General features: G+C 54.8%; 27 protein-coding genes. 9 read left to right on the top strand and 18 right to left on the bottom strand.

Features of this window, described 5'->3' with window-relative positions; genetic code table 11:
• Window positions 1-81: 81 nt before the first annotated feature.
• The 3 genes from nuoB to lrhA form a co-directional block, all read right to left on the bottom strand.
• Complete coding sequence (gene nuoB, locus MX657_RS15845; RefSeq protein ID WP_003861482.1) at window positions 82-756, bottom strand: NADH-quinone oxidoreductase subunit NuoB; 675 nt, start codon at window positions 754-756, stop codon at window positions 82-84.
• Window positions 757-771: 15 nt separating this feature from the next.
• A complete protein-coding gene (gene nuoA, locus MX657_RS15850) occupies window positions 772-1212 on the bottom strand; it encodes an NADH-quinone oxidoreductase subunit NuoA (protein ID WP_014171000.1) in 441 nt (146 codons plus the stop codon).
• A 630-nt stretch (window positions 1213-1842) separates the two neighbouring features.
• The gene (lrhA, locus tag MX657_RS15855) at window positions 1843-2781 is read right to left on the bottom strand and encodes a transcriptional regulator LrhA (RefSeq protein WP_080328555.1); all 939 of its coding nucleotides are present in this window, start codon (window positions 2779-2781) and stop codon (window positions 1843-1845) included.
• 938 nt (window positions 2782-3719) lie between these two features.
• Here lrhA and alaA point away from each other — a divergent pair.
• Complete coding sequence (gene alaA, locus MX657_RS15860) at window positions 3720-4934, top strand: alanine transaminase AlaA (protein WP_003861471.1); 1215 nt, start codon at window positions 3720-3722, stop codon at window positions 4932-4934.
• 94 nt (window positions 4935-5028) lie between these two features.
• On the top strand, window positions 5029-5628 hold the full coding sequence (yfbR, locus tag MX657_RS15865) for a 5'-deoxynucleotidase (protein WP_346806140.1): 600 nt from the start codon (window positions 5029-5031) through the stop codon (window positions 5626-5628).
• A 53-nt stretch (window positions 5629-5681) separates the two neighbouring features.
• Here the strand turns inward: yfbR and MX657_RS15870 are convergent, their stop codons facing one another.
• From MX657_RS15870 to yfbV, 4 genes are all read right to left on the bottom strand, one after another.
• Window positions 5682-7514, bottom strand: coding sequence for an SLC13 family permease (locus tag MX657_RS15870; protein ID WP_346806141.1), 1833 nt, complete (start codon window positions 7512-7514; stop codon window positions 5682-5684).
• A gap of 75 nt (window positions 7515-7589) precedes the next feature.
• Window positions 7590-8249, bottom strand: coding sequence for a sugar phosphatase (locus tag MX657_RS15875; protein ID WP_346806142.1), 660 nt, complete (start codon window positions 8247-8249; stop codon window positions 7590-7592).
• An 11-nt stretch (window positions 8250-8260) separates the two neighbouring features.
• Window positions 8261-8755, bottom strand: a complete 495-nt coding sequence (locus tag MX657_RS15880) for a YfbU family protein (RefSeq protein WP_003861461.1) — start codon at window positions 8753-8755, stop codon at window positions 8261-8263.
• A gap of 92 nt (window positions 8756-8847) precedes the next feature.
• Window positions 8848-9303 (bottom strand): terminus macrodomain insulation protein YfbV, encoded by a 456-nt coding sequence (gene yfbV, locus MX657_RS15885; protein WP_045339250.1) that lies wholly within the window; start codon window positions 9301-9303, stop codon window positions 8848-8850.
• Window positions 9304-9640: 337 nt separating this feature from the next.
• Between yfbV and ackA the strand changes: the two genes are divergently transcribed.
• The gene (ackA, locus tag MX657_RS15890; protein WP_346806143.1) at window positions 9641-10843 is read left to right on the top strand and encodes an acetate kinase; all 1203 of its coding nucleotides are present in this window, start codon (window positions 9641-9643) and stop codon (window positions 10841-10843) included.
• Window positions 10844-10918: 75 nt separating this feature from the next.
• Complete coding sequence (pta, locus tag MX657_RS15895; RefSeq protein WP_346806144.1) at window positions 10919-13060, top strand: phosphate acetyltransferase; 2142 nt, start codon at window positions 10919-10921, stop codon at window positions 13058-13060.
• A gap of 76 nt (window positions 13061-13136) precedes the next feature.
• Here pta and MX657_RS15900 read toward each other — a convergent pair whose 3' ends face one another.
• From MX657_RS15900 to MX657_RS15920, 5 genes are all read right to left on the bottom strand, one after another.
• A complete protein-coding gene (locus MX657_RS15900; protein WP_119915438.1) occupies window positions 13137-14090 on the bottom strand; it encodes a transketolase family protein in 954 nt (317 codons plus the stop codon).
• On the bottom strand, window positions 14083-14913 hold the full coding sequence (locus tag MX657_RS15905) for a transketolase (protein ID WP_080328548.1): 831 nt from the start codon (window positions 14911-14913) through the stop codon (window positions 14083-14085). Before MX657_RS15905 ends, MX657_RS15900 begins: the two co-directional genes overlap by 8 nt.
• Window positions 14910-16301: a PTS ascorbate transporter subunit IIC gene (locus MX657_RS15910; RefSeq protein WP_119915437.1), complete on the bottom strand. Its 1392-nt coding sequence runs from the start codon at window positions 16299-16301 to the stop codon at window positions 14910-14912. The genes MX657_RS15905 and MX657_RS15910 overlap by 4 nt, the downstream gene beginning before the upstream one ends.
• Window positions 16302-16322: 21 nt before the next feature.
• A complete protein-coding gene (locus MX657_RS15915; protein WP_080328546.1) occupies window positions 16323-16595 on the bottom strand; it encodes a PTS sugar transporter subunit IIB in 273 nt (90 codons plus the stop codon).
• An 80-nt stretch (window positions 16596-16675) separates the two neighbouring features.
• The gene (locus tag MX657_RS15920; RefSeq protein WP_080328545.1) at window positions 16676-17119 is read right to left on the bottom strand and encodes a PTS sugar transporter subunit IIA; all 444 of its coding nucleotides are present in this window, start codon (window positions 17117-17119) and stop codon (window positions 16676-16678) included.
• 229 nt (window positions 17120-17348) lie between these two features.
• Between MX657_RS15920 and MX657_RS15925 the strand changes: the two genes are divergently transcribed.
• Window positions 17349-18368 (top strand): LacI family DNA-binding transcriptional regulator, encoded by a 1020-nt coding sequence (locus tag MX657_RS15925; protein ID WP_080328544.1) that lies wholly within the window; start codon window positions 17349-17351, stop codon window positions 18366-18368.
• A 3-nt stretch (window positions 18369-18371) separates the two neighbouring features.
• Here the strand turns inward: MX657_RS15925 and yfcD are convergent, their stop codons facing one another.
• From yfcD to yfcF, 3 genes are read right to left on the bottom strand one after another with little or no spacing between them, the layout of a single operon-like run.
• On the bottom strand, window positions 18372-18938 hold the full coding sequence (yfcD, locus tag MX657_RS15930) for an NUDIX hydrolase YfcD (RefSeq protein WP_010433290.1): 567 nt from the start codon (window positions 18936-18938) through the stop codon (window positions 18372-18374).
• 55 nt (window positions 18939-18993) lie between these two features.
• Complete coding sequence (gene yfcE / locus MX657_RS15935) at window positions 18994-19545, bottom strand: phosphodiesterase (RefSeq protein ID WP_133300902.1); 552 nt, start codon at window positions 19543-19545, stop codon at window positions 18994-18996.
• A 56-nt stretch (window positions 19546-19601) separates the two neighbouring features.
• Entirely contained in the window at window positions 19602-20246 is a 645-nt protein-coding gene (gene yfcF, locus MX657_RS15940; protein ID WP_080328542.1) for a glutathione transferase, read from the bottom strand.
• Window positions 20247-20386: 140 nt separating this feature from the next.
• Here yfcF and yfcG point away from each other — a divergent pair, with 140 nt between their 5' ends.
• From yfcG to MX657_RS15960, 4 genes are all read left to right on the top strand, one after another.
• Complete coding sequence (gene yfcG, locus MX657_RS15945) at window positions 20387-21016, top strand: GSH-dependent disulfide bond oxidoreductase (RefSeq protein ID WP_346806145.1); 630 nt, start codon at window positions 20387-20389, stop codon at window positions 21014-21016.
• 75 nt (window positions 21017-21091) lie between these two features.
• The gene (folX, locus tag MX657_RS15950; RefSeq protein ID WP_346806146.1) at window positions 21092-21460 is read left to right on the top strand and encodes a dihydroneopterin triphosphate 2'-epimerase; all 369 of its coding nucleotides are present in this window, start codon (window positions 21092-21094) and stop codon (window positions 21458-21460) included.
• A gap of 13 nt (window positions 21461-21473) precedes the next feature.
• Window positions 21474-22367 (top strand): TIGR01777 family oxidoreductase, encoded by an 894-nt coding sequence (locus MX657_RS15955; RefSeq protein WP_346806147.1) that lies wholly within the window; start codon window positions 21474-21476, stop codon window positions 22365-22367.
• A gap of 44 nt (window positions 22368-22411) precedes the next feature.
• The gene (locus tag MX657_RS15960; protein ID WP_346806148.1) at window positions 22412-22921 is read left to right on the top strand and encodes a GNAT family N-acetyltransferase; all 510 of its coding nucleotides are present in this window, start codon (window positions 22412-22414) and stop codon (window positions 22919-22921) included.
• Between the two features lie 37 nt (window positions 22922-22958).
• Here MX657_RS15960 and hisP read toward each other — a convergent pair whose 3' ends face one another.
• From hisP to MX657_RS15975, 3 genes are read right to left on the bottom strand one after another with little or no spacing between them, the layout of a single operon-like run.
• The gene (gene hisP, locus MX657_RS15965) at window positions 22959-23732 is read right to left on the bottom strand and encodes a histidine ABC transporter ATP-binding protein HisP (protein ID WP_080328537.1); all 774 of its coding nucleotides are present in this window, start codon (window positions 23730-23732) and stop codon (window positions 22959-22961) included.
• 8 nt (window positions 23733-23740) lie between these two features.
• Window positions 23741-24457 carry an ABC transporter permease gene (locus tag MX657_RS15970; protein ID WP_028013953.1) on the bottom strand — a complete coding sequence of 239 codons (717 nt, stop codon included), beginning with the start codon at window positions 24455-24457 and terminating at the stop codon, window positions 23741-23743.
• On the bottom strand, window positions 24454-25140 hold the full coding sequence (locus tag MX657_RS15975; protein ID WP_080328536.1) for a histidine ABC transporter permease HisQ: 687 nt from the start codon (window positions 25138-25140) through the stop codon (window positions 24454-24456). The genes MX657_RS15970 and MX657_RS15975 overlap by 4 nt, the downstream gene beginning before the upstream one ends.
• Window positions 25141-25154 lie beyond the last annotated feature (14 nt).

The following is a 25154-nucleotide window of genomic DNA, read 5'->3' on the forward strand; positions in this document are numbered from 1 at the left end:
GTCCGTGGTGACTGTTGAGCCTGGCTTCGCGCTATTTGAGTAGTGATATGCGAAGGTGTTCTCCAGGCCTACAGGCGCAAATTAAATTTCGTCAGGCGTACGCAGGTTGGTGACGGCAATACGTTCACCACGTTTACGCTCGCGCTCAGACTGCATGTTCGCGCGATAAACACCCTGATCGCCAACAACCCATGAGAGTGGGCGGCGTTCTTTACCGATAGATTCCTGCAGCAGCATCAGCGCCTGCATATAGGCCTCTGGACGCGGCGGGCAGCCCGGGATGTAAACATCCACCGGAATGAACTTATCAACGCCCTGCACAACGGAATAAATGTCGTACATACCGCCAGAGTTTGCACATGCGCCCATGGAAATAACCCATTTTGGCTCCAGCATCTGGTCATACAGGCGCTGAATAACAGGTGCCATCTTGGTAAAGCAGGTACCGGCCACCACCATCAGGTCAGCCTGACGTGGGGAAGCACGCAGTACCTCGGCCCCAAAACGCGCAACGTCATGCACCGCAGTGAATGACGTCACCATTTCAACGTAGCAGCAAGAAAGGCCAAAGTTGTATGGCCAGATGGAGTTCTTACGACCCCAGTTGACCATATCGTGCATGGCATGTTCGAGTTTGCCCATGTACACGCTTTTATTGACTTCTTGCTCCAGGGGGTCGGTTACGATCTCCTGTTTTTGCAGGGGGTAACGGTCATTCTCACCGTTAGGATCTATGCGGGTGAGCGTATAATCCATCTTATTGCCTCGCTGTTACTGCTGACGATTAGAGATACTGTTTTCCGGGTTGATGTGTTCACGACGTGAACGCGCAGGCGTCCAGTCAAGCGCGCCAATACGCACCAGATAAACCAGACCGGCCAGTAACACTAAAATGAAAATTGCGGCCTCGACAAAGCCCACCCAACCACTTTCGCGGATGGAGGTCGACCATGCGAACAGGTAAAGCGCTTCCACGTCGAAGATGACGAAGAACATCGCTACCAGATAGAACTTGGCAGACAGGCGTAAGCGAGCGGAACCTACTGAATCAATACCTGATTCGAAAGGTGTGTTTTTGTGCCTTGCACGGGCGCGACCGCCCAGGAACCAGCCGCCGACTAACATCAGGCAGCACAGGCCAATGGCTACAATAAGAAAGATTGCGAATGCCCAGTGATGAGCGATGACTTCTGTGGATGTTGACATACTCATTGCTTACTCATCAAAAGTGATACCGATGACACTGCTCTTGCTGGCAGATAGGCATCACATCGATTCATGGGGAGGAACAAATAACCTTACACTAACTGTCAGAAATGAGACGTAGACAGCAAAATGATGGGGTTTTTTACTCCTTTCTATAACCTATTGTCAACTTTAACAAAGGTTTCTTCACATTAAATTACATCGAGCGATTCTCATTAACATTTGGTGCCCTTTAACCCTGGTGGGTACATGACTTTCCGTCAAATGCATGTTGTTGAATCGTGTCCGTTTTGGAAGTAAAAAAAATAACCCTCCTATTTTGACAGGATTTGCCAACGATTCCTCCCCCCAAATAGGAGTATTTTCTTGATCTGAGACACGCTTTTGTTAATTCAACCAAAAAAACGGCAACATATTTGCTGTTTTTTTAACATTGATGGGTTATGGATGAACTTAGAACGGAAAGCGAACAACATTTAAGCAAAAGCATTTATAGCATTGATAAATAGCATGTATTTGTTAATCCCCTTCGCCTCAAGGGGATATCATTGCTAAAAAAAAGCCACTGCGTGCGAAAACGACACGAGTGGCTTTTTTTTACACTTACAATTTGTTACCAGAATTTTGAGCGATTGATCACTCAAAGTCACCTTCAACGATCAGGGAATCATCCCCCCCTTCGGAGGTAACATGCTCGAACTGCCACGGGTTATGGTAGTTTTGCATCGCCTCGAACACCACTTTCGCCAGCTCGTTATGACTGGACGCGTTATGGCAAAGCAGGTACTCGGTATCCGGCAGCGCAGGAAGCCCGTCTGATTTACCGAGAACACGTAGATCCGGGCTCATCATTTCCACCGGACGGGCCGTCACGCCAAGACCGGCTTTCACGGCGGCACGCACCGCTGGCAACGTGGACGCCACATATGCCAGACGCCACGGAATGTTGGCTTCATTTAACGCCGTCAACACCATGTCGCGGAACGGGCTCGGATCGTCCAGTAATACCAGCGGAACGGGTTCCCCTTTTTGCAGCACATATTCAGCCGCGCAATACCAGTGCGTTGGCGATGTGCGCAAGGTCAGACAATCAAATTGTCCGGGACGATGCGTGGTGACCACCAGGTCAACCTTATTCTCATTTAACATCTCAACCATAAAGGCATTGCGTTTAACGCTAACATCCAGCGCAAGCTTCGGATAAACCGAACTAATTCGATTGAGAAGAAACGGCAATATAGTATCCGCTGACTCATCAGATGCCCCTAAAGTTAACACCCCCTGAAGGTTGCTAAACATTAATGACATACATGCTTCATCATTAAAGCGAAGAATTTTCCTGGCATAACCCAGAAGCTGAATACCGTGTTCCGTTAAGAGCTTATTACGCCCATGTCGGGCAAAAAGCTCTTTACCAACCAGTTGCTCCAACCGCTGCATTTGCTGGCTCACGGCGGACTGAGTTCGGCAGACGGCGGCAGCAGCAGCTGCAAAAGTGTTGAGATCGGCGACCGCAACAAACGTTCTCAGCAGATCGAGGTCGAGATTCATTATCGGACGATTTGCATTTATCATATCTATTCACTTTCAGGTTGCTCGTGCGGAGCTGCCCGGGTTGAAGCTGTGTGTAACAGTTAAGCAATTCCCTCTGAAGATTTTCCCTCGCATCCCGGCCCGGCAGACTGCCTGACAGATAGTTATTGTGCTGCTTTATATCAACAGTCAGAAAGCACGTTTCATGACGTTATTTTTATTCTCTTAAACGTTCAGGATATTTAGATGTTCGCAGGTGTATGTAAATTACATTAAAGGCGTAACACCTTTTCTGCCATCTTTATCGCAGCGTTGTCAACGTAGCAGGAGATGTTTGACACATTCCGGCCAGAGATAACTCCAACAATAACAATCAATTAAATCGGAAAATCAGTTTCAGATATACAAACCCAGTACATCTTTCATCAGCTTTCCCTAAAGACATCTTAACCCAAATCCACTTTATTTATAAGTCTTATTGCAATATTAAGGATTAAAGGGCTTTGTTAAGCTTCTAAACTAATTTTATTAAAATTAACTAAAGTTGCATTTTGTTCGTTAATAATAAATAAATTTTAATTTAGATTAAGGTCATTCATTAATAACACTTAACATTAATTTCACATGAGTAACTTTTAGCCTCCTCAGGCTATTACTGCAAGATCCCGGCAACACTCAGGTTTTACGAAGTGTCACGCAACGTGATTTTTGTTGCCGATCTGCATGTCATTCATTTTACATCAGGACAATATACAACATTCATAGAAATGAACAGCATAATCAACCTAAACATGTGATTTAAGCATTGCGTTAATACACTAAAATAGCGCACAGGCAGCGTAAAAGATTCGCCATAATTTCGCGACATGCACAAAATCTTCTCCTGCACACCCTTCAAAACGAAGCGTGGGGGGAGTACATTATTCCGTGCTGACTTCCACGGCAGGGAGTGGCGATAATAGCGAAAAGGTTAAAGGTTCATGTCCCCTATCGAAAAATCCAGCAAGCTAGATAACGTCTGTTATGACATCCGTGGCCCGGTTCTGAAAGAGGCAAAACGCCTTGAAGAAGAAGGTAATAAGGTTCTTAAACTCAACATTGGTAACCCCGCGCCATTTGGTTTTGAAGCGCCGGATGAGATTCTGGTTGATGTGATCCGCAACCTGCCTACTGCACAAGGCTATTGCGACTCAAAGGGACTTTACTCCGCCCGTAAAGCCATTATGCAGCACTATCAGGCGCGCGGTATGCGTGATGTCACCGTTGAAGATATCTATATCGGCAACGGCGTGTCCGAACTGATCGTTCAGGCTATGCAGGCTCTGTTAAACAGCGGTGATGAAATGCTGGTTCCCGCGCCGGACTATCCGCTGTGGACCGCTGCCGTATCACTGTCCAGCGGTAAAGCGGTGCACTACCTGTGCGACGAATCCTCTGACTGGTTCCCGGATCTGGACGACATTCGCGCGAAAATCACGCCTCGCACGCGCGGCATCGTGATTATCAACCCGAACAACCCGACGGGCGCGGTCTACTCAAAAGAGCTGCTGATGGAGATCGTGGAGATCGCCCGCCAGCACAACCTGATCATCTTCGCTGACGAAATCTACGACAAGATCCTGTATGACGCGGCGCAGCACCACTCTATTGCCGCGCTGGCGCCGGATCTGCTGACCGTCACCTTTAACGGCCTGTCTAAAACCTACCGCGTGGCCGGTTTCCGTCAGGGCTGGATGGTGCTGAACGGCCCGAAAAAGCACGCGAAAGGCTATATTGAAGGGCTTGAGATGCTGGCATCAATGCGCCTTTGTGCCAACGTGCCGGCGCAGCACGCGATCCAGACGGCACTCGGTGGCTATCAGAGCATCAGTGAGTTTATTGTCCCTGGAGGTCGCCTGTACGAACAGCGCAACCGCGCGTGGGAACTGATCAACGATATCCCGGGCGTCTCCTGCGTCAAGCCGAACGGCGCGCTGTATATGTTCCCGAAAATTGACGCGAAGCGCTTCAATATCCATGACGATCAGAAAATGGTGCTCGATTTCCTGTTGCAGGAAAAAGTGCTGCTGGTTCAGGGGACGGCGTTTAACTGGCCGTGGCCGGATCACGTGCGTATCGTGACGCTGCCGCGCGAAGACGATCTCGAAATGGCCATCAGCCGCTTTGGGCGTTTCCTCTCCGGATATCATCAGTAATCTTAAAATCAGGCTACTTCGGTAGCCTGATTTGCATCTTCCCTCCCCTCCCCGCACAATGAACGCCTGTCGCAGTGAAGACAAAAGGTAACCTATGAGTCAGAGTCATTTCTTTGCCCACCTCTCCCGCCTGAAACTGATCAACCGCTGGCCGCTGATGCGCAACGTGCGCACCGAGAACGTGTCGGAGCACAGCCTGCAGGTTGCTATGGTCGCTCATGCGCTGGCTGCGATTAAGAATCGCAAATTTAACGGGCAGGTGAATGCCGAGCGCATCGCTCTGCTGGCGATGTATCACGATGCCTCGGAAGTACTGACCGGCGATCTGCCTACGCCGGTGAAATATTTCAATTCGCAGATTGCGCAGGAATATAAGGCTATCGAGAAGATTGCCCAGCAAAAGCTTATCGACATGGTGCCCGAAGAGCTGCGCGATATCTTTGAGCCGCTCATCGAGGAGCATCAGTATACGGAAGAGGAAAAGTCGCTGGTCAAGCAGGCCGACGCGCTGTGTGCCTATCTGAAGTGTCTGGAAGAGCTGTCTGCGGGCAATAATGAGTTTTTACTGGCGAAAACGCGTCTGGAAAAAACGCTGGAATCCCGCCGCAGCGAAGAGATGGACTATTTCATGCAGGTATTTGTGCCGAGCTTTCATCTGTCACTGGATGAAATCAGCCAGGATTCACCGTTGTGATTTTTAGCCGGGTGGCGGCTTCGCCTTACCCGGCCTACGTTTCTGCGCTCACGCTAAAACGGGAATAAAACCGGAATTAACACCACGCACACCACCATCACCAGCACGGTGAACGGCACGCCCAGCTTCACGAAATCGCTGAATTTGTAATTCCCCGGCCCCAGCACCAGCGTATTCACCGGCGAAGAAACCGGCGTCATAAACGCCGCGGACGCCGCCATCGCGACCATCATCGCAAACGGATAAGGTGAGACGCCCATGGATTTCGCCATCGCCAGCGCGATAGGCGCCATCAGCACCGCCGTCGCGGTATTGGAGATAAACAACCCAATTGAAGCGCACATGATAAACAGACAGACCATCATCATGTACGGCCCATACCCGCCGCCAACGTCCATTAAGCCTTTGACAATTAAATCCACCCCGCCGGTTTTTTGCAGCGCCAGGGCGAAGGGCATCATTCCGACGATAAGAATAATGCTCGGCCAGTGAATGGCTTTATAGGCGCTTTCAGCATCGATGCAGCGGAATTTCCCCATCAGCAGGCAGGCGATAATGGCCGCAACAGGATTGGGAATTTCATCGGTCAGCATGAGCGCGACCATCAGCACCAGACAAAAAATCGCATGCGGCGCCTGGCTGTGCGCCGGAGAAGCATCACTCTCTTCAACCGGCATGTTGAGCACCACAAAATCGCGCCCCTTTTGCCCGAGCTGGCTAATCAGCTTCCAGTTACCGACAACGAGGAAGATATCGCCCAGCAGGATCGGCTCATCCACTACCGCCCCTTCCATCGCCACGCCATCGCGTTTCAGCCCAACGACGTTCAGGCCATAGCGGGTACGGAACCCCATTTCACGCACGGTTTTACCCAGCAGTTCCGATTCCGGGATCAGAGACACCTCGGCCATGCCAACATCCAGCGCCTGATCGGAAAAATACTCCCCGCGCAGCACCATCGGCTCCAGCAGTTGTTCACTGCAAAACTCACGCAGATCCACTTCGGCGGTAGACATATCAATCAGCAGGACGTCTCGCGCGCGGAATTCGGACACCCCGTTAACGTTGACGATCACCCGGCGGAAACGGCGCCAGCGCTCCACCCCGATCACGTTCGCACCGTAGCGTTCACGCAGCCTGAGATCGTCCAGCCGCTGGCCGACCATCGGCGAACCGGGGCGAATGGCCAGCCGGCGCGCTCGCCCGGTGAGACGGTACTCTTTAATCAGATCGCGGAAGGTGCGTCGTTTCCACCCTTCTTTGCTCTTATCCTGTTTGTCGCCTTTCAGCGCAAAACGGGTCAGCAGCATGTAGACCACGCCCATTGCCAGAATCACCAGCCCAAGCGGGGTAACGCTGAAAAAACTGAAGCCCTGGAATCCTTCCCGGATCAGCTCGCTGTTGACGACCAGGTTCGGCGGCGTAGCGACCAGCGTCATCATCCCGCTGATCAAACCGGCAAAGCTCAGGGGCATCATCAGGCGCGACGGCGAGCTCTGCATCCGCATGGAGACGCTCAGCACCACCGGGATAAAGATGGCGACCACGCCCGTTGAGCTCATAAACGCCCCCAGCCCCGCGACCGTCAGCATCAGGTAGATCAACATTTTGGTTTCGCTGCTGCCGGCCACCTTGACCAGCCACGCGCCCATGATGGTCGCAACGCCAGTACGGACAAGACCATCGCCGATGATAAACAGAGCGGCAATCAGGATAACGTTGGGGTCGCTGAACCCGGAGAAAGCTTCCGGAAGCGTGAGCGTGCCGCTCAGCACAAACGCGACGATGACAAACAGGGCGACGGCATCCATGCGCACCTTGCCCGTTGCAAAGAGAATAATGGCGATTAACAGCAGGCTCAGGACCCAGATCAGTTCACCGTTCACAACCTATCCTTGTCAGTGGAAGTTGATGAATTTTGCCATAAAAAAGCCCCAGCAACGTGGGGCTATATCATGGGATTACATTTTTAGCGAGACGGTTACAACTCCGTCTGGCGCTTTCGACACCGCCAGCGCCGTCAGGGAATCAATCACAAAATCCGCCTCATCCAGCCGGTGGGATCCCGCCGGAACGTTAACGGCAATGACGTGGCTCCCTGCGTTCAGCCCTGCCAATACGCCAGCCGCCGCGTCTTCCACCACCACACAGTCTGCTGGAGCAAAACCCAGCTGTTCAGCGCCGAGCAGGAACGCATCGGGCTCGGGTTTCCCGCGCTTAACGCGCTCTGCGGTAATGAACACCTCCGGCGTCGGTAAACCGGCCGCCTTATGGCGCGCATGGGCTACAGGGATCGAACCGGACGTGACGATAGCCCACGGGATCTGTGCTTCGTTCAGCTGCTCAAGCAGTTCGCGCGCGCCGGGCAGCGCGGCGATGCCATCGGTATCGGTGGCTTCAATTTGCTCAAGATATTTGAACTCTGCCTGAATCTCTTCCTCAGAACGCCCCGCCAGGAAGTGCCGCAATGAGGTAATGGCCTGTTTGCCATGGATGAAATTCAATACGTCCTGATGGTCGATGCCGTGCCGGTCGGCCCAATGGCACCACGAGCGCTCAACAACCGGCAGCGAATCCACCAGCGTACCGTCCAGATCAAACAGAAAACCTTTACACTGCACACGCACCTCCGTCAGGCATTAATGATTTGTTGAATTTCGTTGCTGCTTAAATGGTACTGGCGCGGGCAGGCGTGCCACGCGCTCAGCATGCGCTGGTATTTATCCCACATTGGGGTCTGCGCGTTGAAGCCGTGGGTGCCCGCATCAAAGTGGGTATAACGCCCTTCGGTGTTCACCATAAAGCGAACGTAGCTCAGATAGCGCGCTTCCGTCGCAGCATCAAAGCCTAAGAAGGTCACACGACGCTCGTCAATGGTCTGCTGGTCTTTGAGATTAGTCCAGGACACATGCAGGGCGTGGTACATCTCCATAATGTCGATCACGATGCGGCAGGTTTCTTCTTTCAGCTCGCCAAACTCGCGGTCCAGTTCGCGCATTTGCAAACCAAACCCACGTTCGACGATGGTCTGCAGGCGGCTGTAGCGCGCAGCGTTGTCGGGATCAAGCATTGTCATCATCTTGTACTGGTTAGACAAAATCAGACGTTGAGCATGGGTCATTTCCATCTTTCGACTCCTGTAGCGCATTGCACTGTAAAAAAAAGACACGGTAACGGTTTGTTACTGTGCCTTCTTTTGTTAGTCGTTTCGATGATCAATCACAAGTCATCGAGGAATGTTTTATCCAGCTGCTTAAAAGCGCGCTTTAACGTGTCGGCCAGCGCCTGGTAATCCGGCTTGCCTTCAACGGGTGCCAGCGCCTGTCCGGCCTCCTCCAGTTTTCCTCGCACTTCATAAAACCAGTGTAAAATAGAAGGCGGAAGCGGCGTGATGGAACGTTTACCTAACCACCACAATCCCTGCATCGGCAGGCTTAACGCAAACAGCGCCGTGGCAACGGCTGGACCAAGCTGTCCACCCAGGGCGATTTGCCAGCACAGGGTAAAGATAGCGACAGGGGGCATAAAGCGAATCGCATAGCGCGTGGCGCGGATCGTGCGATTCTCAATAAACATCGGCGCGAGGCGCTTTTCCAGTGGCCACGTCTTTGAATAATGCTGCCCCCGGCGAAACAGACTGAAGAAGTTCACGGATGGGATTTCGGGTGTCGACATGGCTGTACCTCAACTTCACATATAAAAATTAAAATTTTCGTGCAAAACCACAACAGGCTATGACAACGTTCAAAATATTTTGTCATCGCTACCCCGTATCGGGTATTCTGTGCCAGCCTGATAGGGCCGTAGACGAGAAGCGGTAACTCGTCAAATTATCGCATATTATGCCATTGTCTGAAAAATGTTCAAAATGGCTTAAAATCATAGGTATTTCTTCCATCCTGCCAGAATGTTCGTTTGGCATGATGTTAATCATAAATGTCTGGGTCAGCATGCGTTACGCTTTTAGACTCACTGACGTTTTTTTAGCCACGTATCAATTATAGGTACTTCCATGTCGAGTAAGTTAGTACTGGTTCTGAACTGCGGTAGCTCTTCACTGAAATTCGCCATCATCGATGCGCTTAACGGTGACGAGTACCTCTCTGGTTTGGCCGAATGTTTCCATCTGCCTGAAGCACGTATCAAGTGGAAGATGGACGGCAGCAAACAAGAAGCGGCTTTAGGTGCAGGCGCCGCTCACAGTGAAGCGCTGAACTTTATCGTTAACACTATTCTGGCACAAAAACCAGAACTGTCTGCTCAGCTGACTGCGATTGGTCACCGTATCGTCCACGGCGGCGAAAAATACACCAGCTCCGTGGTGATCGACGAATCAGTGATTCAGGGGATCAAAGACTCTGCATCCTTCGCACCGCTGCACAACCCGGCTCACCTGATCGGTATCGCTGAAGCACTGAAGTCCTTCCCGAATCTGAAAGAGAAAAACGTGGCTGTGTTCGACACTGCGTTCCATCAGACCATGCCGGAAGAGTCTTACCTGTATGCCCTGCCGTACAGCCTGTATAAAGAGCACGGCGTTCGTCGTTATGGCGCACACGGCACCAGCCACTTCTATGTGACTCAGGAAGCCGCAAAAGTGCTGAACAAGCCGGTTGAAGAAGTGAACATCATCACCTGCCATCTGGGCAACGGTGGTTCTGTTTCCGCTATCCGCAGCGGTAAATGTGTTGATACTTCCATGGGTCTGACCCCGCTGGAAGGTCTGGTGATGGGTACGCGTTCCGGTGACATCGACCCGGCGATTATCTTCCACCTGCACGACACCCTGGGCATGAGCGTTGACGACATCAACAAAATGCTGACTAAAGAGTCTGGCCTGCTGGGTCTGACCGAAGTCACCAGCGACTGCCGCTATGTTGAAGACAACTACGCCGAGAAAGCAGACGCTAAACGTGCAATGGACGTTTATTGCCACCGTCTGGCGAAGTACATCGGTTCTTACACCGCGCTGATGGACGGTCGTCTGGACGCGGTTATCTTCACCGGCGGCATCGGTGAGAACGCGGCAATGGTACGTGAGCTGTCCCTGGGCAAACTGGGCGTTCTGGGCTTCGAAGTCGATCACGAGCGTAACCTGGCTGCCCGCTTCGGCAAGTCTGGCTTCATCAACAAAGAAGGCACCCGCCCGGCTATCGTTATCCCAACTAACGAAGAGCTGGTCATCGCGCAAGACGCGAGCCGCCTGACTGCCTGATTCCACACCGCCAGCAATGCTGGCGGTGCTGTTTTGTAGCCCGCCCAACGCGGCGGTAACGAAAGAGGATAAACCGTGTCCCGTACTATTATGCTGATCCCTACCGGAACCAGCGTCGGCCTGACCAGCGTCAGCCTCGGCGTGATCCGCGCTATGGAACGCAAAGGCGTTCGTCTGAGCGTCTTTAAGCCAATCGCCCAGCCACGTGCCGGTGGCGATGCGCCAGACCAGACCACCTCCATCGTTCGCAAGAACTCCAATCTGCCAGCGGCTGAACCGCTGAAGATGAGCCACGTTGAGTCTCTGCTCTCCAGCAACCAGAAAGACGTGCTGATGGAAGAGATCATCGCCAACTACCACGCTAACGCGCAGGACGCGGAAGTGGTGCTGGTTGAAGGCCTGGTCCCGACCCGCAAACACCAGTTTGCCCAGTCTCTGAACTTTGAAATCGCGAAAACCCTGAACGCAGAGATCGTTTTCGTAATGTCTCAGGGTACTGATACCCCAGAGCAGCTGAAAGAGCGTATCGAACTGACGCGCAGCAGCTTCGGCGGTGCGAAAAACACCAGCATCACCGGCGTGATCGTGAACAAACTGAACGCACCGGTTGATGAACAGGGCCGTACGCGTCCTGACCTGTCCGAGATCTTCGACGACTCTTCCAAAGCGAAAGTCATCAAGGTTGACCCGGCTAAGCTGCAGGAATCCAGCCCGCTGCCAGTTCTGGGCGCGGTGCCATGGAGCTTCGATCTGATTGCCACCCGTGCAATCGATATGGCGCGTCACCTGAACGCTACCATCGTTAACGAAGGCGACATCAACACCCGCCGCGTGAAGTCCGTGACCTTCTGCGCGCGCAGCATTCCGCACATGCTGGAGCACTTCCGCGCAGGTTCCCTGCTGGTGACCTCCGCAGACCGTCCGGACGTGCTGGTTGCTGCCTGCCTGGCGGCGATGAACGGCGTGGAAATCGGTGCAATTCTGCTGACCGGCGGCTACGAAATGGACGCGCGCATCAGCAAGCTGTGCGAACGTGCGTTCGCTACCGGCCTGCCGGTGTTCATGGTGAACACCAACACCTGGCAGACCTCTCTGAGCCTGCAAAGCTTCAACCTGGAAGTGCCGGTTGATGACCACGAGCGTATCGAGAAAGTTCAGGAATACGTTGCGGGCTACATCGACGCAGACTGGATTGAATCCCTGACCGCGACCTCCGAGCGCAGCCGCCGTCTGTCTCCTCCAGCCTTCCGCTACCAGCTGACCGAGCTGGCGCGTAAAGCGGGCAAACGCGTTGTTCTGCCAGAAGGCGACGAGCCACGTACCGTTAAAGCAGCTGCCATCTGTGCTGAGCGCGGCATCGCGACCTGCGTGCTGCTGGGTAACCCGGATGAGATCACCCGCGTTGCGGCGTCTCAGGGCGTTGAGCTGGGCGCTGGCATCGAAATCGTTGACCCGGAAGTGGTTCGCGAAAGCTACGTTGCCCGTCTGGTCGAGCTGCGTAAGAGCAAGGGCATGACCGAAGCCGTTGCGCGCGAACAGCTGGAAGACAACGTGGTGCTGGGCACGCTGATGCTGGAGCAGGACGAAGTTGACGGTCTGGTTTCCGGTGCGGTTCACACCACGGCGAACACCATCCGTCCACCGCTGCAGCTGATCAAAACCGCCCCAGGCAGCTCTCTGGTTTCTTCCGTGTTCTTCATGCTGCTGCCTGAACAGGTTTACGTTTACGGCGACTGCGCGATCAACCCGGATCCAACCGCAGAACAGCTGGCTGAAATCGCTATCCAGTCCGCGGACTCCGCGATTGCCTTCGGTATCGAACCGCGCGTGGCAATGCTCTCCTACTCCACCGGTACCTCTGGTGCAGGTAGCGACGTAGAGAAAGTCCGTGAAGCGACCCGTCTGGCGCAGGAAAAACGTCCTGACCTGATGATCGACGGCCCGCTGCAGTACGACGCAGCTGTGATGGCCGACGTTGCGAAATCCAAAGCGCCGAACTCTCCGGTTGCCGGTCGCGCTACCGTGTTCATCTTCCCGGATCTGAACACCGGTAACACCACCTATAAGGCGGTACAGCGTTCTGCAGACCTGATCTCCATCGGGCCAATGCTGCAGGGCATGCGCAAACCTGTGAACGACCTGTCCCGTGGCGCGCTGGTTGACGATATCGTCTACACCATCGCTCTGACGGCGATTCAGTCTTCGCAGCAGCAGTAATTAGGACCGTAGGCCCGGTAAGCGCGAGCGCCACCGGGCAACAAAAAAGGCGACCACCAAGGGTCGCCTTTTTTATTTACAGCAGCTCTCTCGCCGCCGACACAATGTCATGCGCCGTCAGGCCATACTCCTTCTGCAGGAACTCCTGCGTCCCCACCTGGCCGTAGCGCTCCTTCACGCCCACTCGCCGCATCGGCACCGGGCAGGTTTCCACCAGCACTTCCGCCACCGCCGACCCGAGGCCGTTGTGGATGCTGTGGTTTTCGCAGGTGACGATACGCCCGGTTTTCTCGGCGTAGTTTTTTACCAGCATCCGGTCGATGGGCTTCAGGGTAAACATGTCGATGACCGCCGCGCTTACCCCCTCCTGCTCAAGCTGGCGCGCCGCTTCCAGCGCTTCCGCCACCATGATGCCGTTGGCAATCAGCGTGATATCGTTTCCTTCGCGTAGCACGTTGCCTTTGCCAATGGTGAAGGTTGAGCCCGGCGCATAGACGCTCGGCGCCTGCTTGCGGATGGTACGTACCCAGTAGAAGCCTTCGAGATTGATAAGCTGGCGCAGCACGTCCTCGAACATTACCGCGTCGGTCACCTCCAGCACCACCGAGTGCGCCAGACCGCGAACAATGCCCATATCCTCGAACGACATGTGCGTCCCGCCGTTGTGGCAGGCCGTCACGCCCGCGTCTGAGGCAATCACCTTCACGTTGTTGCGCTGGTAGTCCAGGGACATAAACAGCTGGTCGAAGCAGCGGCGGCTGGCAAACGCGGTGAAGGTGTGCACGAACGGCTTACGGCCGGTGAGCGACAGCCCCGCCGCGGTGCCAATGACGTTGGCCTCCATAATGCCGCAGTTAATTACGTGCTGCGGATAATCGCGCGCCACGCCGTCCATCGCCATTGAGCTCATCAGGTCTGCTTCCAGAGCGATAATCTCGCTGCCGGCCTCAATCTGCTTTGCCACAAAGCCCGCGTAGACCTTACGCATCTCAACAGCATCTTTCTGTCCTGCCGGTGCAACCTTAATCATGTGAAGCCTCCAGTTGGCGAATCGTCTCGTTGAGGGCCGCTTTGCTCTCCGCGGTCAATCGCAGGTGGTGCGAATTGCTGAGCTGTTCCAGATACGGCACCCCCTGCCCTTTGATGCTGTCGAGGATGACGACTAACGGACGCGCATCAGCAGCCGGGATCCGTGACGTCACCGCCAGCAGTGCCGGAACGTCATCCCCCTTCACCGTCACCACGTCAAAGCCAAAGGCGCGGAATTTACCTTCCAGATCGAACGCGCTGATAATCTCGTCCAGCTCGCCATCGAGCTGCTGTTTGTTCCAGTCCACGAACACCGCCAGGTTGTTCAGGCGATGGTGGGCGATAAACTGGAACGCTTCCCAGCACTGGCCTTCGTTCAGTTCGCCATCACCGACGATGCAGAAGACCCGATTCGGTCGCCCCGCCAGCTTGTGCGACAGCGCCATGCCACCCGCAATGGAGATCCCCTGCCCCAGCGAGCCGGTGGTGGCATCCACACCGCGCGTTTTCAGGCGGTCCGGGTGGCTTGGCAGACGCGTACCGTTCTGGTTCAGGGTGCTCAGCTCTTCCATCGGGAAGTAGCCTTTAATCGCCAGGGTGCTGTAGAGCGCCGGGCCTGCATGACCTTTTGACAGCACAAAGTAATCGCGCTCAGGCCAGTCCGGATCCGCCGGGTCGATCTTCATCACTGCGCCGTACAGCACCGCCAGGGTTTCGACCACTGACATGCTGCCACCGTAGTGCCCAAAGCCCAGCTGCGTTAGCGATTTCAGCGTCTCAAGGCGGATCTGACGCGCCAGTTCAGTTATCTCGTTCTCATTCATGATTTGGCTCCGGTGTTTTCCTGCGCGTTACCGCCCGCAGGCTTGTTTTTCGCGAATACGTTGTAGGCCACCAGCAGCGCGAACAGCGCCACAACCAGCCCGGTAATGGCAAGCGGTGACAGGAAGCGCGCCAGATTGCCCAGCACAATCCCGACCGCGCCGAAGTCGGCGTCTGAGAAAGTGGTGTTAGCAAAGCCAATTGCGCCCAGCACCGGCAACAGCAGGACTGGCAGGAAGGTGATCAGCAGGCCGTTGGCGAAGGCGCCAATCATCGCCCCGCGGCGTCCGCCGGTGGCGTTACCAAACACGCCTGCCGTTGCGCCAGTGAAGAAGTGCGGCACCACGCCCGGCAGGATCAGCACCCAGTTGAACTGTCCGCAGATGACCAATCCCACAATTCCCCCGAGGAAGCTGAACAGGAAGCCAATCAGCACCGCGTTTGGCGCATACGGGTAGACCACCGGGCAGTCCAGCGCAGGACGCGCGTTCGGCACCAGTTTTTCCGAGAAGCCGGTAAAGGCCGGGACGATTTCCGCCAGAATCAGGCGCACGCCCTGCAGGATGATGAATACGCCCGCCGCGAAGGTGATCGCCATGATGATGGCATAGACGAGGTAGTTCTGACCGCCGCTGAAGGTCGCCTCGACGTACTCGCGTCCGGCGCTCACCGCCATGATCAGGTAGATAATCATCATGGTCAGAGAGATGGAGATCGAGCTGTCGCGCAGGAAGCTCAGATTCTTCGGCAGGTTCATCTCTTCGGTTGAGCGGGAGCCTTTGCCGACCTTGCTACCAATCCAGCCGGACAGCACGTAGCCCAGCGTGCCGAAGTGGCCGAAGGCAATTTCATCGTTGCCGGTGATGCGCTTCATGTAGCGCTGCGCAATTGCCGGGAAGAAGGCCATGATCAGGCCGAGGATTAGCGAGCCGGTAAACACCAGCCCTACCCCTTCAAAGCCCGCCACCGTCAGGATCACGCCAATCATGCACGCCATGTAGAAGGTGTGGTGCCCGGTCAGGAAGATGTACTTCAGGCGGGTAAAGCGCGCAACGATAATGTTCGCCACCATCCCGAAGGCCATAATAAGCGCGGTCGCTGCACCGTATTTTTCCAGCGCAATTGACACAATCGCTTCATTGTTGGGAATAATGCCCTGGATAGTAAAGGCGTGCTCAAACATACCGCCTAACGGATTTAACGACCCCACCAGCACCGTGGCACCACCGCCCAGCACAATAAAACCGAGAACCGTTTTAATTGTGCCTTTTACGACGTCAGAAAACGCTTTTTTCTGCGCGACCAGACCAATTAACGCAATTAACCCCACCAGAACCGACGGGACTTTTAAAATATCGACAACGAAATTCAGCGTTTCAAGGATAAACATATCCACCTCGCCTTATCAGGGTTATTGTCTGTCGAACCAGGCGCGCAGCTGCGCTTCGAGTTCGTTGATATCAATGATGTTGTTGATCACCACCAGCTGGCTTTCCGGCACGCTGGCGCTGGCCGCAATGTCTTTCGCCATCACGAACAGGTCAGCCGCACCCGGCGTGGCAGAGGAGAGATCGGAGTGTTCAACCTCGGCGTTAATGTCCAGCTTTTTGAGCACCTTTTTAATGTTCATTTCGACCATAAAACTGCTGCCCAGGCCGGAACCGCAAATAGCCATGATTTTCATTGTTGTCCCCTTATTTTGAGTAGAGTACGCCCCATCACGCTGGCGCGTAATGTTGTGAATAACCGGATTAAAAAATTAAATCAGAAGCGGTCAATAATGGCTTTAATGTCCTCCAGGGTATTCGCCTGATGTAATTTCTCCATATCTTCGTCGCTGGAAAATAATTCAGCGAGCGCGGATATCATTTCGATATGGCTATGTTTATCCGGTGCCGCAAGCATAATAATCACATCGACAGGGTCAAACTCTCCGGCACCAAAAGAGACGCCCTGTTTTAGTTTTAATAATGACAACCCCAGTCCTTTGGCTCCCTCCTCCGGCCGCGCATGCGGCATCGCCAGCCCTGGTGCCAGCACATAATAGGGTCCTAACGTATGGTGCTGCTGGATGATGGCCGTGATGTATTCAGGTTCAATCACCTGTAAATCAAGCAGCGGCTTCGCGCACAGCTCCAGCGCCTGTGGCCAGTTTTCCACGCTATCCTGCAGCGTGATGGTTGTATCATATATCCACTTTTTGAGCATTTTTTACTCCCGCGACACGACCAAGATGGGCAAACTTTATTCAACCCATCAATCATTAACTGCGATCGCGATCACAAAGATAGCGCTATCAACGGCCAACATGCAGAAATGTGATAGCGCTATCAAATTATCATCATCGTGTGAAATCACAGCAAAAAAAGGGATTTAAGGCGTATACTGCGTGTCACGTGAAACGAAGGAAAAACGCGTCTGGTCAGCAGGAAGGTGTATGTCTTTAACCCGTAAACGGCGCAGTACCGGAAAAGTAACGCTGGCTGATGTCGCACAGCTTGCCGGCGTAGGCACGATGACCGTCTCCCGTGCCCTTCGCACGCCCGAACAGGTCTCCGATAAGCTGCGTGAAAAAATTGAAGCCGCGGTGCAGGAGCTGGGTTATATGCCCAATCTCGCCGCCAGCGCACTGGCATCCGCGTCCTCATGGACGATTGCGATGGTTGTTCCCAACCTTTCCGAAGCCGGTTGCTCTGAAATGTTTGCTGGCTTACAGCAGGTGCTGCAGCCTGCCGGATACCAGATTATGCTGGCTGAATCCCAGCATCGGCTTGAGCAGGAAGAGAAGCTGCTTGAGACCCTGCTGGCGTCAAATATCGCCGCCGCGATTTTGCTCAGCGTTGAGCACACCGACACCGTTCGCCACTGGCTGAAAAATGCCTCGATTCCGGTGATGGAGATGGGGGCGATGCGCGCCGATCCGATTGATATGAATATCGGCATCGATAACGTCGCCGCCATGTTTGAGCTGACGGAAATGGTGATCAAGCGTGGCTATCAGAATATCGGCCTGCTGTGCGCCAACCAGGAGCAGTGGATTTTCCAGCAGCATCTGCAGGGCTGGTACAAGGCGATGCTGCGCCATCATCTGTCGCCGAACCGGGTTATCAACGCCGCCATGCCGCCGAGCTTCTCGACCGGCGCGGCACAGTTGCCAGAATTCCTGCTGGCGTGGCCGGAGCTGGATGCGCTGGTGTGCGTATCAGACGAGCTGGCCTGCGGCGCGCTGTATGAATGCCAGCGTCGGCGTATTAAAGTCCCGGACGATTTAGCAGTCGTGGGCTTTGGCGACAGTGACGTGAGCCGCGTTTGCCAGCCGCCGCTGACGACGATGGCGGTACCGCATCGCAGAATTGGGATTGAGGCAGGAAAAGCGCTACTGGAACGTCTGAATGATGGAGACTGGCGCGACCATAAACCCATCGCGTCCAGCCTCTGTCTGCGGGAAAGCTGTTAAGACTTACTCAGCCTCTTCCTCTTTTTCCGCTTTGCTTTCCGGCTTAGCGGACTCGTTTTTGGCGTTGCGGGTCATCCACAGCGCCAGCGCTTTTAACGAATCCGGGGTGAATTCGTCGCAACGCGCGGTAATCTCTTCCGGCGTCATCCAGCAAACTTCGCTCACTTCCTCTTCCTGCAGGGCGAAAGGCCCGTGGGATACGCAGCTAAACAGTCCGCCCCAGACGCGGCAGTTTTCGTCTTCGAAATAGAACTGGCCGTGCTCGGCAAACGGCACGCCCGCAATACCTAACTCTTCTTCCGCTTCACGACGCGCGGAATCCAGCAGCACTTCATCGGCCTGCACGACGCCGCCCGCAGTGGCATCCAGCATGCCGGGAAGAAAATCTTTGGTGTCCGTGCGGCGCTGGACCAGAATCTTGCCCATACCGTCATGCACAACGATGTACGTTGCACGGTGGCGCAGACGCTCTGCACGCATTTGTTCGCGGCTCGCCTGCGCGATCACTTCATTTTCTTCGCTGACAATGTCAACCCATTCAGTACTTGCCAAATGATTCTGCTCCACCATCGGGAAACCTTCTCGTCTAAGCGCTCTTTCGGCGCGTTTGCAGTTGTGGTGTAACTTACGGATTAATCGCTACCTGCGCAATAACTTGCTGATCATTAAGTGCGATAACGCTCAGGGTATTTCCATCCAGCAGGCCGTAGCTCGCAGGATATCCGCCTTTCGGGATGCTGACCGACCCCGGGTTAAAGTGATAGATCTCACCGCGATTTTCCGCCACCGGAATATGAGTATGGCCGTAAACCAGGACATCGCCAGCCGCGAGCGCCGGGAGATTATCCGGGCCGAAAAGGTGTCCGTGGGTCAGAAACAGGCGGCTGTTTTCCAGCAGCACCTGTTGCCACGGCGCGGTAAGGGGAAAATGCAGCAGCATCTGGTCGACTTCGCTGTCGCAATTACCGCGAACGGCGATAATGCGCGAGGCAAACGGGTTAAGCTTTTCCGCCACCTGCGCCGGGGCATAGCCTTCCGGCAGCGCATTGCGCGGACCATGATTCAATACATCACCCAGAATAATCAGCCACTGCGCGCCGCTTTGCGCGAAAATGGAGAGAACACGCTCGGTAGCGGGCAGCGATCCATGGATATCCGACGCAAACATCAGTTTCATCAGTCACTCCTCGGGAAAACAGACTGCCCCTATCATACCTGAAGCGTCAGGGCTTATCAGCCCGCGCGCTTAGCGGAGAGTGCCACATAGCGCTGTACGGAGGCCCGCTGCCACTGGAACGCCGCATAATCCACCAGCAGCTGCGGAACGTCGTCGCCGTTGAGGATCAACCGATTTAACATCAGAGCCAGATCGGTATCGGCAATACACCACTCGCCAAACAGATTCGGGTTGCCGTGAGCGAGCAGCGCGGTAGCGGTCTCAATCAGCTTTTGGGCGCTGTCGGCACCTTCTGCGCTGAGCGCGGGCTTTTTCACTCCGGCAAACACGACATCCGTGGAGCGCTCGACGCGAATCGGCACAAGGTCGCTACGCAGCCATGCCTGGATCTGCCGTGCGCGGGCGCGCTTTTGCAGATCGTGAGGATAGATGCGCTCCCACTCAGGCGGCGCAAAACGATCTTCCAGATATTCATCGATCGCCGACGATTCGCTCAGCGCAAAGCCATCGATCTCCAGCACCGGCACGCGACGGGTCAGGTCGTAACCCTGCCACTGGGGTTTGAGGTGTTCACCACCGTCGAGGTCGACGGTCTTCAGGGTAAAAGAGAGCCCCTTTTCGGCCAGCGCAACGTAAACGCTCATAACATAGGGAGAAAAGAAATTCGCATCGGACCACAGTGTGATAACGGGCTGGTTCATAACATCCTCATCGGCTGATCGGTTTTTACTCAACATATAATCTCTTTGCGTCGCTGTCACTTGATGAAAACTCACGATTTACAACAAGCACCTATACTCATTTGTCATGGCACCATTATTCGCATGGACAGGAGTTGAGAATGATTGACCTTTATTACGCCCCTACCCCAAATGGCCATAAGATCACCCTCTTTCTCGAAGAAGCCGAACTGGATTACAGAATCATTCGCGTGGATATCAGTAAAGGCGAACAGTTCAACCCCGTGTTTCTGGCTATCTCGCCGAACAATAAAATTCCGGCCATTATTGATAACCAGCCAGCGGACGGAGGCAGGCCGTTGAGCCTGTTTGAATCCGGTGAAATTTTGCTTTATCTGGCGGAGAAAACCGGCAAGCTGCTGAGCGGTGAATTGCGTGAGCGTCACCACACCCTGCAGTGGCTCTTCTGGCAGGCAAGTGGCCTGGGGCCGATGCTGGGGCAGAACCACCACTTTACCGCCTTTGCGCCGCAGACCATTCCTTACGCCATCGAACGCTATCAGGTTGAAACCCAGCGTCTTTACGGCGTTCTGAACCAGCGGCTGGAGAAAACGCCGTGGCTCGGGGGCGATCATTACAGCATTGCCGATATCGCCTGCTGGCCGTGGGTGAATACGCATGAAAAACATCGGATTGACTTAGCCTCTTACCCGGCGGTGAATAACTGGTTTGAGCGTATCCGGACCCGCCCGGCCACCGAACACGCGATGCAAAAAATCCAGCAAATTTAACCCTGTAGGAGGCTGGGTGCCTGTGAGGCTCTCATGTATTATGGGCGGGAAATACTGACACGGAGAAGACCTGCAATGTCACAGCCCGACGCTATTATTCGTATAAAAAATTTACGCTTGCGCACGTTCATTGGTATCAAAGAGGAAGAGATTGCCAACCGTCAGGATATTGTCATTAATGTGGTGATTCACTACCCGGCAGACAAAGCGCGGGCCAGCGAAGACATCAATGACGCGCTGAACTATCGCACGATCACTAAAAACATCATCCAGTACGTGGAAAACCACCGCTTCTCTCTGCTGGAGAAATTAACTCAGGATGTGCTCGATATCGCACGCGATCATCACTGGGTCACTTATGCTGAAGTAGAGATCGATAAACTTCACGCCCTGCGCTATGCCGACTCCGTCTCCATGACGTTAAGCTGGCGACGCCAGGCGTAAACCTGGAGGTTGTATGAAGATTCTGCTGACCGGCGGTACAGGCCTGATTGGGCGCCATCTCATTGCGCGTTTGCAGGCGCTGCATCACGACATTACCGTAGTGACCCGCAGCCCGGAGAAAGCGCGCCAGGTGCTGGGCGCTGGGGTCGATATCTGGAAAGGGCTGGCCGATCGGCAGAATCTGGATGGCTTCGACGCCGTCATCAATCTTGCGGGCGAACCCATCGCCGACAAGCGCTGGACCGAAGAGCAGAAACAGCGGTTGTGCAGCAGTCGCTGGAACATCACCGAGAAGCTGGTTGAGCTGATTCGCAACAGCCAGACCCCGCCCTCGGTGCTGATTTCAGGCTCTGCGACGGGCTATTACGGCGATCTTGGCGAGGTGGTGGTCACCGAAGAGGAACCGCCGCACAACGAATTTACCCATAAACTCTGCGCCCAGTGGGAGCGTATCGCCTGCGCGGCGCAGAGCGATCGTACCCGCGTCTGTCTTCTGCGTACCGGCGTGGTGCTTGCGCCGAAAGGCGGCATTCTGGGTAAAATGCTTCCTCCCTTTAAGCTGGGGCTCGGCGGGCCGATCGGCAACGGGCGTCAGTATCTGGCCTGGATCCATATCGACGATATGGTGAACGCCATTATCTGGCTGCTGGATAACGATCTGCGCGGGCCGTTTAACATGGTTGCGCCGTATCCGGTGCGTAATGAACAGTTTGCCCATGCGCTGGGGCATGCCCTGCATCGTCCGGCCATTTTACGCGTGCCTGCGACGGCGATTCGCCTGATGATGGGGGAAGCGTCAGTGCTTGTGCTGGGCGGTCAGCGCGCGCTGCCCAAACGGCTGGAAGCGACCGGGTTTGCCTTCCGCTGGTATGATTTGGAAGAGGCGCTGGGGGATGTGGTGGGCTGAATATGTTACAGTGATACGCCATGTTCCGATGAAATGGCGTAACAATGGCAACCATCACCACTCCCCGGCTTCACCTCACCCCTTTCGAACCCTCTGACTGGGCGTTCTTCCGCTCGCTGCGTGAAAACCGCGACATCATGCGCTATATGGCCTCGATTACACCTGAAAAAGAGACCCGACGCGTGTTTGCCGCACGCATGATGGCGGAGCATGTCTTCGTGATCCGCTTTCAGGATGACGATACGCCGCTGGGCGATATCGGTCTGCAAATCAGCCCTGAGAATCGTGAAGAGGCGGATATCGGCTATACGGTTGTGCCTGCCGCACAGGGGAAAGGCATCGCCAGCGAGGCGCTGCGCGCAGTGTGTGATTACGCGTTTAACCAGACCGGCGTGAGAGCGATAAACGCGTACGTGCTGGCGGACAACGGCGGGTCTGTGCGGGTGCTGGAGAAAGCCGGGTTTGTGCGCACGCAGGTGCTGGAAAAGGCGTATGAGATTGACGGCGTGCGTTATGACGACTGGGTGTATCGCCTGGAGTGTGGTGCGGCCTGAGGCCCTCTCCCAAGGGGAGAGGGAGAAAGTCGAAAGATTACTTCAACGAGCCCTTCAGGAACTGCTGCAAACGCGGGCTTTGCGGGTTCGCCAGCACCTCATCGGGGTGCCCCTGCTCTTCAATTTTCCCCTGATGCAGGAAAATCACGTGGTTCGAGACGTTACGGGCGAAGCCCATCTCGTGCGTCACCACGACCATGGTTTTGCCCTCTTCCGCCAGCTTCTGCATGATGCGCAGCACTTCGCCAACGAGTTCCGGGTCCAACGCGGAGGTCGGTTCGTCGAACAGCAGCACTTCCGGCTCCATTGCCAGCGCGCGCGCGATGGAGACGCGCTGCTGCTGACCGCCGGAGAGATGCACCGGGTACTTCATCTGCTGGCGCTCGTCGATCCCCACTTTCGCCAGATATTTCACAGCACGTTCGCGGGCTTCCTGCTTGCTCAGTCCCAGAACCTGAACCGGCGCTTCCATCACGTTCTCCAGCACCGTCATGTGGCTCCAGAGGTTGAAGTGCTGGAACACCATCGTCAGGCGCGTACGCAGCAGGCGCAGCTGATTTTTATCCGCCACCTTCAGCTGGCCGTCTTTGTCACGCACCAGATCGATGTTCTGCCCGCTCACCACAATCGAGCCTTCGCTCGGCTTTTCGAGGAAGTTAATGCAGCGCAGGAAGGTACTTTTACCCGAGCCGGATGAGCCGATGATACTGATCACGTCGCCCGCATTCGCCTGCAGCGACACCCCTTTCAGCACTTCATGTTCGCCGTAGCGTTTGTGCAAATCAATAACGTTTAATTTGTTCTCAGCCATCATCTTTCTCAGTGCGTCGAAGAAGGTTTTATATGCTGCAACCAGCGTTTTTCAGCCTTACGGAACAGGCTAATCAGAACATAAGAGATAATTAAATAGAGCACCGCCGCAATGCCAAACGCGGTAAACGGCTGATAGGTCGCGGAGTTGATATCGCGCGCGATTTTGAGCAGGTCCGGCACCGTCGCGGTAAAGGCGAGCGCGGTGGAGTGCAGCATCAAAATCACTTCATTGCTGTAGGCCGGTAGCGCAATGCGCAGCGCCGACGGCAGAATAATGCAGCGGTAAAGCTTCACGGAGGAGAAGCCGTAGGCGCGCGCCGCCTCGATCTCACCGTGCGGCACGGAACGAATGGCCCCGGCGAAAATCTCGGTGGTATAGGCGCAGGTGTTGAGCGTTAGCGCCAGCACCGTACAGTTCAGGCCGCTGCGGAAGAACGCATTCAGCATTTCCGTGCCTTTTACGATCTCAAGCGTATACATCCCCGAATAGAACACCAGCAGCTGCACGTACAGCGGCGTGCCGCGAAACACATAGGTAAACAGCCAGATCGGGAACTGAATAAATTTATTGTTCGACACGCGGCCGATGGCGAGAAACACCGCCAGAATGCCGCCCATCACCACGGAAGAAATCAGCAGCCAGAGCGTAATCGCCACGCCGGTAAAGCGATAGCCATCCGTCCACAGCAGGGATTTCCAGTATTCCTGAATAATCTCAATCACAGGTCAGCCCTCTTCACACCCACGGAGTAGCGACGTTCGAGCAGAAGCAGCACACCATTGGAGACGGTCGTAAAGACCAGATAGATCACACCGCAGACCACCGCAAAGTAGAAGGGCTCCCAGGTACTCTTGCCCGCCAGTTGAGTCGCTTTCACGACATCTTCCAGACCGAGCAGCGAGACCAGCGCCGTCGCTTTGAGGATAACCTGCCAGTTGTTACCAATGCCCGGCAGCGCGTAGCGCATCATGGCCGGGAACATGATCCGGCGAAACGTTTGTGAAGAGGTAAACCCGAACGCGGTTGCCGCTTCAATGTGTCCTCTGGGGACCGCCATATAAGCGCCACGGAAGGTTTCCGTGAAGTAGGCACCGTAGATAAAACCGAGGGTGATAATACCGGCCACCATCGGGTCGATATCAATTTGTCCCATGCCCATCGCGTCCGTTACGGCGTTCAGCGCAATCTGCAGACCGTAAAAGATAAGCAGCATCAGCACCAGATCGGGTACGCCGCGAATGAGCGTGGTATAGCCTTCGAAAATGAGCGCCAGCGGTTTGTTAGCCGAAAGCTTCGCCCCTGCGCCCGCCAGACCTATCAGCACCGCCAGTACCACGGAGCTGATAGCCAGCTCAAGGGTGACAAGCGCGCCCTGAAAAATAACGCCAGAAAATCCGTACAGCATACCGCGAGCCCTGT

Origin of the sequence: Enterobacter chuandaensis, from assembly GCF_039718975.1 — a bacterium.
In the GTDB taxonomy this organism is placed as follows: Bacteria; Pseudomonadota; Gammaproteobacteria; order Enterobacterales; family Enterobacteriaceae; genus Enterobacter; species Enterobacter chuandaensis.